Consider the following 11614-nt stretch of genomic DNA (forward strand, 5'->3'; position numbering starts at 1 on the left):
GACTGACACACCGCATTCGCGAGCAAGCCCGCTCCCACAGGTTTTTGTGCGCCTTACTTCGGTGTGCTGAGGTTCAAGGTCGGCGTTTCATCGAAGAAGTTCCACGGCTTGAGCAGCACATGCACCCACTCGGTCGGCATGATCGGCCACTCTTCGGCGCGGGCGATGTGGGTGGTGCCGGTGGTCAGCCAGACCACATCGTCGGTGTTCTCGATGGAGTGGTTGTCCTGGGTGAACTGCCCCAGGCCCGAGTCCTTGTCCGAGCGGTTCGGGTACTTGCCTTCCGGGTACTTTTCCTCTGGGTTGTATTGCGTCACCCACAACTGCTTGTCCATGAAACTCAGGCGATGGTAGAGCCATTCGTCCTGGCCGAAGTTGGCGCCCTTGGCCACTGGGTGCGTGCCGCCGGCATAAGGAATCAGCTGATAGGAAACCGGGTTGCCGACCTTGTTCTCCTTGCTGGAGTTGGTCAGCAGGCGAACGGTCGACGGGTCGAATTTCTGCGCCGCCTGTTGCTCGGTGCCGACCACTCTGGTTTCGGTCTGCATGGTGCTGGTGCGCGGGCCGCCACGGTCGTTCGGTAGCACCACCGGGTTCACTTCCACCAGTGAGTTCTGCTCGCCGTCCACGTCCATGTCGAGACGGAAGTTGTAGATGTGCTGGTGCGTGGTGCCGACGATGTTGTGGTCCAGCAGGGTGCCGTAGCGCGTGTCTTCCCTGGCGGTGTCTTCGTGCATGGTTTTCGATTTCACACCCTTGACCGCTTCGATGCCGGTGGCGCCGGCGTCGATGCCGATGGTGCCGTTCTGCTGGAAGACCCAGTCGAAGATGTAGTCGTAGTTGCCCACGGTGCTGATCCAGCGCACCACCAGTTCACGACGCTCGGTACTGAGGTTGGGCTGGCCCATTTCCTGGTGTTTGTATTCGGGGCCGGCGTAGCGCTCGAACACCGCCATGGCGCGCGGGATCGCGGTCGGTGCGCCGGTGTAGTCGGCGATGGTCGCGTCCAGCAGCACGGCGTTTTGCGGCGCGTCTTTGCCACGGGCAATCGGTGAAGTCAGGGTGCCCATGCCGTAGTCGCCGGAGTCGAGGTAGGCCTTGAAGTACCAGCCGACGTCCGGGTCACCGTAAGGCACGATCATGCCGCCCAGCGAGCCTTCGTACATGATCTTGCGTTTCTTGCCCTTGTCGTCGTAGGTGACGGTGGACAGGATCGGGCCGACCCGCGAATCGAGGCGAACGTGGAAGTCCCAGTTCTGCCAGTGAATGCTGTTGCCGCTGATGGTGTAGTTCTTGCCCTCGGGCTCGATGATTTCCAGCGGTTTGACTGCGACGCCCTGGCGTCCGCGACCGTCATACGGCGTCGGTTTCATCGGCACCGGAATGAGCGCTTCGTCTTCGATCTTGATCAGCTTCTTCTGTTCCAGGTCGACAATCGCCACCAGGCCCTCGATCGGGTGGGCCCAGTAGTTGCCGTCACCGGTGTTGAGGTAGCTGACGATTTTCAGCAGGCGCTTGTCCTGCGCCAGGCCGTCCTTGCCGTCGAAGTAACCGACAGTCAGGGGCGTGGCCACGACCTTCTTCACGTCATTGATGCCGCGCTTGGCCAGGGCCTGGGCGTATTCCGGGCTGGTCTCGACGGCGGTTTGCACCGTAGCGAAATCGTCCAGCAGGACCATGCCGTGGGCGCCTTCGATCGGCTTCCAGGACTTGAGTGCTTTGGTGTCGAGGTCCACCAGGGCTTCGATCACATGCTTGCCGTCGAGCACCACGATCGAGGCCTCACGCGGCTGAGCGACGTTCTGCCCGGTGAAGACGAAGTTCCACACCTGATCCTTCGGCGGCTCCTTGACCGAGACTTCAGTGAAGCGGAAACCGGGCTTGTAGTTTTCCGACTTCCTGACGATGTCCACGGCGGTGGTGATTTCGGCAGCGCTCAGGGGGTTGAGCGGGTTAGGGCGGGTCTCGACGACGAAGGTCTTGTCCAGCCCGGACTGGAACACCTGGTTGATAAAGTCCTTGGGCATGAACGCCGTATGGTCCTTGAAGACCACTGGCACCGTCAGCTCGATACGCTTGCCGTTGAGCATCGCCACTTTGCTGTTGGGCTTGACCTTTAGGTAGACCCCGTCCTTGGCGATGGTGAACAGATTGGCGTAATCGTCCCATTTCACCGTGGCGCCAAACTCCTCAAGACCCGCTTGCAGCGGCACCATGTCGGCGTGACCGCCGTGGGCCTGGGCATTGCCCGCCCAGAAAGGTAGACCTAGGGCGCTCAAGGTGATCGCCAGGGCGAGGCGGGCAAGCGGTGTTCTTTTGGGCGATGCTTTGGGGCTGAACATGTGGGAATTCCTGGGGAAAATCCGGTTACGGGCATTTCTGCACTTTGTTACAACCCGTCAATGGCTGCATTTGAATGCCTGCCAGATTTCTTTGGTTCTGTGCCGCAATTGAGCTTTCCTGACGAAATGCACAATGGCAAGCGGACAAAGTGCCCGGCCAGAGGGGCGCAAACCATTGCTTCAAGTTAATAGGAAGCATTACTATTCACGCCCCGTCTCCACAGCACGCCGCAATGACCCTCAAGCTGCCCCGCAGACACGGCTTTTTCGAGCATTACGAAGAGTTGGTTGGTACCTGGACCCGTCGCCTGAGGAATCGTCAGCAGGCCGAGGACTTGGCCCACGACACCTTTGTGCGGGTGCTTGAGTCCGATTCGGCGGTGGTGCAGCTGCCTCGGGCGTATTTGCACCAGACCGCGCGCAACATCGCCGTGGATGGTTATCGGCGCGAGGACCGGCGGGGTGCCATGGAGTCAGAGGCGATTGATCTCAGTGAGTCGCCGACCGGCGACCCGGAGCATTTCATGCACGCGATCCAGCTGGCGGATTCCATCGAACGGGCGCTCACCGAGTTGCCGGTCAACTGCCGCAAGGTTTTTGTCTGGCAGAAAATCGAGGGCCTGACCCAGGCAGAAATCGCCGAACGCCTGGGGCTGTCCAGGAACATGGTGGAAAAGTATATGATCCGCACGCTTCGGCACCTGCGCGATCGCCTGGACGGGTTGCAGTCATGACCGGCCGCGCCTTTTCCTCCCCAGCCCAACAGGAACTTCCATGATGGATACTCGTGATTGCGCGTGCGGGCAAACAGCGGTTCGCGATGACGCGGCGCAGTGGTTTGTGCGCTTGCAGGAGCCTGTCGTCGATGTCGAAGTGCGGCGCCAGTTCCAGGCCTGGCTGGACGAACACCCTCAACACCGAAACGAATTCGAAGTGCTCCAGGGCTTGTGGAGCGCCGCCGACCTGGTGCCGGCGACGCGTTTGCGCGCCCTGTGTGAAACCCCGCCAACCCTGAAAAAACCTCGTCCGGTGCTGCGCTATGCGGTGGCCGCCAGCATGCTCGCGGTAGCGCTTGGCCTGGGCTTGTTCAGCGGCCTGAATCATCCGGCGCCTTACACCGCCGAGTTTTCAACAGCCCTGAATGAGCGCCGTCATGTGGCGTTGCCGGACGGCTCGGTGGTGGATCTGGACAGCCGCAGCCGGATCCAGGTGCGCTTTGAAAAGGGCCAACGCCACGTTGAGCTCAGCGAAGGCGAAGCGATGTTCAGCGTCGAACACGACACCAGCCGCCCCTTTGTTGTCGCGGCGGGCAGCGGCAAGGTCACGGTTACCGGCACCCGATTCGACGTACGCCATGGCGCCAGCGAAACCCGGGTGGTGGTGGAGCAGGGCACCGTCAAGGTCCAAGGGCGCGACGCCGCCGATAACGATTTCATCAATCTGACGGCAGGCCTTGGCACCCACGTCGATGCCCAGGGCAAAGTTGCCGCCGCCTATGCTGTCAACCCGGCGGAAATGACCGCCTGGCGCAGCGGCAAACTGGTGTTCAACAACGCCAGCCTGGCCGATGTCGCCGAGCAGGTCTCGCGCTATCGCGAGAAGCCGCTCAAGGTCGCCAGTGCAGCGGTGGGCGATCTGCGCCTGACCAGCGTGTTCAAATCCGACAACACCGACGCGCTGCTCAAGGCCTTGCCGAGCATCCTGCCGGTGGCCGTGCGCACCCTAGGCGACGGCAGCCAGGAAATAATTTCAAAATAAAATTCAGGTTTTTTTCGAGTTCATCGTCTTCCTGTTCAACTGCAACTGGTTTGCATTAACAAACGCACACTCTTGCGATCCACAGGATTACGTTCGACGTGAAAAACTCCACCGCTAAAAACAACAAACTCCCCTGGTTGCCGCTGGCCCTCGCGCTGGCAGTCAATATTGCGTTGCCCCAGGCCTTCGCTGCCGACGGCATCCGCATCCCGGCGCAACCTTTGGGACAGGCCCTGAGTCAATTGGGCCAGCAAACCTCGCTTCAGGTGTTTTTCAGCCCTGAGCTGGTCGCCGGCAAGCAAGCCCCGGCGGTGGATGGCAACCTTTCCCCGGAAGACGCACTGCGCCAGTTGCTGCAAGGCAGCGGCCTGCAATACCAGATCGATGAAGGTTCAGTGACGTTGATGCCGGCGCCGACTTCGGCGGCCAACGGCCCACTGGAACTGGGCGTGACTGACATCAAGGTGGTCGGCGACTGGCTCGGTGATGCCGATGCCGCCGTGGTGCAGAACCACCCCGGCGCACGAACGGTGGTGCGCCGCGAAGCCATGGTCGAGCAAGGTGCGATGAACGTCGGCGAGGTGTTGAAACGCGTCCCGGGCGTGCAAGTGCAGGACGCCAACGGCACCGGTGGCAGCGACATTTCCCTGAACGTCGGCGTGCGCGGCCTGACTTCGCGCCTGTCGCCTCGCTCCACCGTGCTGATCGACGGCATCCCGGCAGCGTTCGCGCCTTACGGTCAACCGCAACTGTCCATGGCGCCGATTTCCTCCGGCAACCTCGACAGCATCGACGTGGTACGCGGTGCCGGCTCCGTGCGTTACGGACCACAAAACGTCGGCGGCGTGATCAACTTCGTGACCCGCGCGATCCCGGAAAAAGCCTCGGCTGAAATCGGCACCACCCTGGAAACCTCCCAGCACGGTGGCTGGAAGCACATCGACACTGCGTTCATGGGCGGCACCGCCGACAACGGCATGGGCGTGGCGCTGTTGTACTCCGGGGTGAACGGCAACGGTTACCGTGAAAGCAACAACGGAAACGACATCGACGACGTGATCCTCAAGACCCATTGGGCACCAACCGATGTCGACGATTTCAGCCTCAATTTCCACTACTACGACGCCAAGGCCGACATGCCCGGCGGCCTGAACCAGGCGCAGTACGACGCCGACCCGTTCCAGTCGGTGCGCGACTACGACAACTTCAGCGGCCGCCGCAAGGATGTGTCGTTCAAGTGGGCGCGGCAGATCGACGATCGCACCCAGGCCGAAGTGCTGACCTACTACACCGACAGTTTTCGTGGCAGCACCATCGCCTCCCGGGACCTGAGCACACTCAACTCCTATCCACGCAGCTACTACACCTTCGGTATCGAACCACGGGTGTCCCATGTGTTTGATGTGGGCCCGACTACCCAGGAAGTCAGCGTCGGTTATCGCTATCTCAAGGAAGCCATGCACGAAGAGGCCAGCCGAGTGGCGCTGGTCAACAACCAGCCGGTCGTGCGTCCGGGGGCGGACGGCCATGTCTATCAGGAACGCACCGGTGGAACCGAGGCCAATTCGGTCTACGTCGACAACAAGATCGACGTCGGCAACTGGACCGTCACCCCGGGTATTCGCTTCGAGCACATCAGCACTGATTGGCACGACCGCCCGGTGCTCGATAACGCCGGTAAACGGGTGCCGGAGAAAAAACGCAGCATCGAAAGCAACGAGCCGCTGCCGGCCCTGAGCGTGATGTATCACATGTCCGATGCCTGGAAATTGTTCGCCAACTACGAAACCTCGTTCGGCGCGCTGCAGTATTTCCAGCTGGGGCAGGGCGGTATCGGTAATGAGCCCGCCAACGGCCTGGAGCCGGAAAAGGCCAAGACCTACGAAATCGGTACGCGCTACAACGATGACGTATGGGGTGGCGAAGTGACGCTGTTCTACATCGACTTCGACGACGAACTGCAATACATCAGCAACGATGTGGGCTGGACCAACCTCGGCGCGACCAAGCACCAGGGTATCGAAACCTCGGTGCACTACGATCTGGCTGCGCTGGACCCACGCCTTGACGGCTTGACCGCCAACGCCGGTTTTACCTACACCCGTGCCACCAACGAAGGTGAGATACCGGGCTTCAAGGGCCGTGACCTGCCGTTCTACTCTCGTCAGGTGGCCACTGCCGGCCTGCGCTACGACATCAACCGCTGGACCTGGAACCTCGATGCGTTCGCCCAGTCCAAGCAGCGCTCGCCGGGCACCGGCGTGAACGCCGATGGCAGCTTCAACGGCAACTACATCACCGAAGGCACCGCCGACGGCCAGTTCGGCGACATCCCGGGTTACGTGACCTGGAACGTGCGTAGTGGCTATGACTTCGGCCCGCAGGTGTCGAACCTGAAACTGGGGGCGGGGGTGAAAAACGTCTTCGACAAGCAGTACTTCACCCGCTCCAGCGACAACAACTCGGGCATGTACGTCGGTGCGCTGCGCACGTTCTTTGTGCAGGCCAGTGTCGGGTTCTGATAAACACCGAGCAACCTGTGGGAGCGGGCTTGCTCGCGAAAGCGGTCTGACAGTCAACATTGATGGCGACTGGCACGGTCTCTTCGCGAGCAAGTCGGATCGCCGCACCGCCGCTCCCACATTGGGTTCGGGGCTTACCGGTGGAAGCTTTTCAGACCTTCAACACTCTCCCGCCAATGGCCACCGCCACCAGCAACACCGCCATCAAGGCAAAGGCAAAGCTCAGGCTGCTGCCATGGGCGACGAAGCCGATGACGGCGGGGCCTGCCAGGATGCCCGCATAACCCAGGGTGGTAATGGCCGGCACGGCGATGCTTTCGGGCATGACAGTTTGCTTGCCGACCGCGGTGTACAGCACCGGCACAATGTTCGAACAACCGGCCCCCAGCAGCGCATAACCCACCAGCGCAGCCTCCCAGCTCGGTGCGAACGTCGCCAGAAACAAGCCTGCGGCGGCCGTCAGCCCGCCGAACACAATCACCCGTGTCGCGCCCAGCCGTCGCACGATTTTGTCACCGGTCAAACGCCCGGCCGTCATGGTCAGGGCAAACGCCGCATAACCAAGCCCCGCATACGCCGTGTCGATGCCACGCTCCTGCGTCAGGAACACCGCGCTCCAGTCCAGCGCCGCGCCTTCGGCGAGGAACACGATGAAGCACATGCCACCGATGAACAGGACGATGCCATGGGGCACCGCGAACGCCGGTCCCGAACGCTCGCTGCCGTAGGGCAACAGATGCGGCACGGCCTTGGCCAGTGCGATCAGCAGCAACACGATCACCACCAGCGTGGCCCCCAGGGGTGAAATACCCAGGCCAAGCAAGCCGCTGACACCCGCCGCACCGACAATTCCGCCCAGGCTGAACAGGCCATGGAACCCCGACATCATGTTTTTGCCGCTGGCACGCTCGACGATCACCGCTTGCAGGTTGACCGTCGAGTCCACGGTGCCGAGCCCCGCGCCGAACATGAACAACGCGGCGATCAGCGCCGGAATCGACGACACCGTCGCCAGCAGCGGCAGGGCGGCACAGATCAGCAGGGTCCCGCCGGCCGTCACCCGCCGGCAGCCGAAACGTGTGGACAGGATCCCGGCCACCGGCATCGCCAGGATCGAACCCACCCCCAGGCACAGCAGCAGTAATCCCAGGGTGCCTTCATCCAGTCCGGCCCGGGCCTTGGCATAGGGCACCAGCGGCGCCCACGCAGCGATGCCGAACCCGGCGATGAAAAAGGCGATGCGCGTGGACATCTGTAACAGGCGGCCGGGAACGAAAGTGGTCTGGCTGTTGAGGCTGGTCATAACAATCCTTGGCAAAAAGCGTTGCGTCCTCAACGGACAGTGACCGGCCTGTGAGGGTTCGATCAGTGCCCGGAAAGTTTTACGGTCAAACAGGGCGACATCCTTGCACAGTGCCGCTGTTTTTCGCGATATGTTGAGCCATTCCAATGACTCGCGGAGGGCGCCATGGCGCAGCGGTACGATGCACGGGGCAACATTTACATCGTGGTAGCGCCTGAAGAACTGCGCCGCCAGGGCATCGACCTGCCCGGTCAGGCCAGCCAGGCAGCGCAAACCCTCGAAGCCTGGGCGATAGCCGCGATCGAAGTTTGCTGCAGTTGGGCCCCAGGCACTCAACCGTCCGGCAGCAAGGATCATCGTAGCGACGGTTTGCTGGTCGGACCGTTTCAGTCGTCGCCGCCCTTTGATCTGTTGATCGTCAACACCGACGGTACCTTGGCCGAGCGCAGTGGCAACGGGCTGACGATTTTTTCCCAGGCCCTCAGTGATCAAGGGCTGTTGCCGCAGAAAGAAGCCTGTCTGCTCAGGGTTCACCACGACAAGGCTGATACGCCTTCGCCGGGGCAGACTTCAGTGAAAGCCGCAGAGGTCGATGGCGTGAAGGGTTTCTGGCTCGATCTGGGCCAGCCGGGATTCGGGCCGTCGGCAGTCAGTGCTGTCGGCGTTAAAACGGTGCTGTTGAATGGTCGTGAGCTCAGCCACGTTGAACAATTGTCGGCACTCAATAGCGCATGGTCGCGCAGTCAGTTCGCGCGGGTCGGCAATCCCCATTGCGTGACGCTGGTGGAAAGTGCCGGGGATCTGCCGAGCAACGAGCAGATGCGTGAGCCGGCGCTGGGTGAGGGGCTGACGCGAATCGCCTACGCCATGCCGGTCGGTGCAGGCAAACCTTGTCCGGCGGGGATCAATCTGCAATGGGCAATGCGCCTGTCCGAAGGACACATCGCCGCGCGGGTATTCGAGCGGGGCGAGGGGCCGACGGAGTCGTCGGGGACCAGCGCCAGCGCGGTGGCCTGTGCGGCCTGGCGGGCAGGTTGGGTCAGCGCCGGGGAGGTGAAGGTGACGATGCCGGGTGGCACGGCGCCGATCTTGCTGGAAGAGGAGCACGGGGAATTGAGTCGGGTCAGTCTGTTTGGTACGGCTCGGTTAATCGATTGACTTCAAAATAGCCTTCGCGAGCAAGCCCGCTCCCACATTTAACCGCGTTTGTCTGGACAACTCGGTCAATTGTGGGAGCGGGCTTGCTCGCGAAGAGGCCAGACCAGTCAACACCAGACTCAGCTCAGCCCACTGAACTCCACCACCGGCATCGTCCGCTTCATCAACACCTTGCCATCGCGCACCGAGTACAGCGGCAACCCCTGGCTGCGGATCACCTCGTAATCACTCTCCGCCGACAGAATCAGCAGGTTCGCCGGCCGCCCGCGCTCCAGGCCGTAGCGATCGCCGAGGTTCATGGCTTTGGCGCTATTGTCCGTCACCAGATCCAGCGCGCTTTGCAGGTTGCGATAACCGAGCATGTGGCAGATGTGCAGGCCGGCTTCGAGCACCCGCAAAATGTTGCCGTTGCCCAGCGGATACCACGGGTCGACGATCGAGTCCTGGCCGAAGCACACGTTCATGCCCGCCTCCAGCAACTCGTTGACCCGGGTCACGCCCCGGCGTTTCGGGAAGGTGTCGAAGCGACCTTGCAGGTGGATGCTTTCGGTGGGGCAGGAGACAAAGCTGATCCCCGAATGCCCGAGCAAGCGAAACAGTTTGGCGCAGTAGGCATTGTCGTAGGAGCCCATGGCCGTGGTGTGGCTGGCCGTGACCCGCGAACCCATGTCGCGGCTGCGGGCCTCTTCGGCGAGCACTTCGAGAAAGCGTGAATGCGGATCGTCGGTTTCGTCGCAATGCACGTCCACCAGGCAACCGCTGCGTTCGGCCAGGTCCATGAGGAACTTCACCGAGCTGACACCCTGATCGCGGGTGTATTCGAAATGCGGAATGCCTCCCACCACGTCCGCGCCCATGCGGATGGCTTCTTCCATCAATTCGCGACCATTGCGGTAGGACTCGATGCCTTCCTGGGGGAATGCGACGATTTGCAGGTCGACCAGGTGCCGGCTTTCCTCGCGCACTTCGAGCATGGCCTTGAGTGCGGTCAGTTGCGGGTCGGTGACGTCGACGTGGGTGCGCACATGCTGGATGCCGTGGGCGGCGAGGGTCTGGATGGTTTTCTTGGCCCGAGCCTTGGTGTCTTCCTTCGTGATGGTCGCCTTGCGCTCGCTCCAGCATTCGATGCCTTCGAACAGCGTGCCGCTCATGTTCCAGCGCGGCTCGCCGGCGGTCAGGGTTGCATCGAGGTGGATGTGCGGCTCGACAAAGGGCGGCACCACCAGTTTGCCACCGGCGTCCAGATCGCCAGGGCCCAGGGTCGGGGCTTCGATCTGGCGGCCGATGCTGCTGATCAGGCCGTTTTCCAGGTACAACTCATGCAGGCCTTCCTGGTTGCGCAGACGGGCATTGATGATGTGCATCGGGCAGATCCTTTTGGCGAATCGTTTAGGCGATACCCTTACGTTAGCTCGGAGGCGGCGATTCCCGCCAGTTCAAAATGTGGGAGCGAGCCTGCTCGCGATGGCGGAGTGTCGGTCACCTTGGTGCTGAATGTGCCACCGTCATCGCGAGCAGGCTCGCTCCCACAGGGGATTGGGTTTGTTCAGGAAGATTACTGCAGGGGCAAAAACCGCAGCAGCGCCGCGACTATGGCTTCGGGTGCGTCTTCCTGAACCAGATGACCGGCGTTGGGTATCGGATAAAACTGCGATCCGGGAATCATCCGATGCAGCGCCTGCCCGCGTTCGATGGGAATCCACTGGTCGTCTTCACCCCAGAGAATCTGCACCGGGCAGCGAATCGTCGGGTACAGGCCCTCGGCCTCGCAGGTATAGCGCTCGTCCATCTGCGCGATCTGCCGGTAGAACGCCGCTTGCCCCGGATCCCCCAGCCACGGCTTTACGTACGGCGCGAGTTCGTGGTCCGGGATTTCCCGCTTGATCGCCCCGCGGATGTAAGCCGGCACAATCGCTTGCTGGATGTAATCGGGCAGTCCGCTGAACGCAGCTTCATGCTGGCGCACATGCTGCACGAACGGCGAACCCCAGGGCGTCAGCGCCACCGGGTCGATCAGCGTCAGGCTGCGGTAATCCTTGCCGTTGAGCAGATGCGCGCGTAGCGCCGTGGCACCGCCGAAGTCGTGGGCCACCACGTCGGGGCGATCCAGGCGCCAATGCTCCAGCAACTGCGCCAACAACTGGTTTTGCACGCCGAGCGAGACATCGTCGTCGGGTTGTGCGGACTGCCCATAGCCCAGCAGATCGAAGTAGTGGACGCGGTGAGTCGTCGTGAAATACGGCGCGATCCGGTGCCACACGAAAGAAGAAAAGGGCGTGCCATGCACGAGCACCAGCGGCGGGCCGTCGCCGCGCACGGCGTAGCGTACCTGATGTCCGTTGAAGTCAAAGGCTTGATCCAGCGGCCAGTCAGTCATGGGCTTGTCCTCTTGGCGGGGGAAGAGGCAAAAAGCATAGGCATAAAAAAACCACCTTTGAAGGTGGCTTGCTTGATCGACTGACGAAACGCATTCCCTTGTGGGAGCGGGCTTGCTCGCGAAGGCGGTTTTTCTGGCACCTTGATGGTGGCTG

At 61.9% G+C, this 11614-nt stretch carries 8 protein-coding genes; 4 read left to right on the forward strand and 4 right to left on the reverse strand.

From position 1 onward, the window contains the following. Window positions 1-53: 53 nt before the first annotated feature. Complete coding sequence (tynA, locus tag AC1DVE_RS30715) at window positions 54-2342, reverse strand: primary-amine oxidase (protein WP_223461439.1); 2289 nt, start codon at window positions 2340-2342, stop codon at window positions 54-56. Between the two features lie 233 nt (window positions 2343-2575). On the opposite strand from tynA, the gene AC1DVE_RS30720 reads away from it, so the two are divergent. The 3 genes from AC1DVE_RS30720 to AC1DVE_RS30730 all read left to right on the forward strand — a co-directional run bounded on the left by AC1DVE_RS30720 (window position 2576) and on the right by AC1DVE_RS30730 (window position 6622). Next, on the forward strand, window positions 2576-3076 hold the full coding sequence (locus AC1DVE_RS30720) for a sigma-70 family RNA polymerase sigma factor (RefSeq protein WP_223533935.1): 501 nt from the start codon (window positions 2576-2578) through the stop codon (window positions 3074-3076). 40 nt (window positions 3077-3116) lie between these two features. Then, window positions 3117-4100 (forward strand): FecR family protein, encoded by a 984-nt coding sequence (locus tag AC1DVE_RS30725; protein WP_223461436.1) that lies wholly within the window; start codon window positions 3117-3119, stop codon window positions 4098-4100. A gap of 98 nt (window positions 4101-4198) precedes the next feature. Continuing rightward, on the forward strand, window positions 4199-6622 hold the full coding sequence (locus AC1DVE_RS30730; protein WP_223461434.1) for a TonB-dependent siderophore receptor: 2424 nt from the start codon (window positions 4199-4201) through the stop codon (window positions 6620-6622). Window positions 6623-6773: 151 nt separating this feature from the next. Here AC1DVE_RS30730 and AC1DVE_RS30735 read toward each other — a convergent pair whose 3' ends face one another. Next, window positions 6774-7925, reverse strand: a complete 1152-nt coding sequence (locus AC1DVE_RS30735) for an MFS transporter (protein WP_223461432.1) — start codon at window positions 7923-7925, stop codon at window positions 6774-6776. A 165-nt stretch (window positions 7926-8090) separates the two neighbouring features. Between AC1DVE_RS30735 and AC1DVE_RS30740 the strand changes: the two genes are divergently transcribed. Continuing rightward, window positions 8091-9083: a diaminopimelate epimerase gene (locus AC1DVE_RS30740; RefSeq protein ID WP_223543556.1), complete on the forward strand. Its 993-nt coding sequence runs from the start codon at window positions 8091-8093 to the stop codon at window positions 9081-9083. 119 nt (window positions 9084-9202) lie between these two features. On the opposite strand, the gene codA is transcribed toward AC1DVE_RS30740, so the two are convergent. Together codA and AC1DVE_RS30750 are read right to left on the reverse strand one after the other, a co-directional pair. Then, on the reverse strand, window positions 9203-10447 hold the full coding sequence (gene codA / locus AC1DVE_RS30745; RefSeq protein ID WP_223461428.1) for a cytosine deaminase: 1245 nt from the start codon (window positions 10445-10447) through the stop codon (window positions 9203-9205). A gap of 191 nt (window positions 10448-10638) precedes the next feature. After that, complete coding sequence (locus AC1DVE_RS30750) at window positions 10639-11460, reverse strand: alpha/beta fold hydrolase (RefSeq protein WP_223453709.1); 822 nt, start codon at window positions 11458-11460, stop codon at window positions 10639-10641. Window positions 11461-11614: the final 154 nt, after the last annotated feature.

This window comes from Pseudomonas sp. P4_B4 (assembly GCF_056402255.1).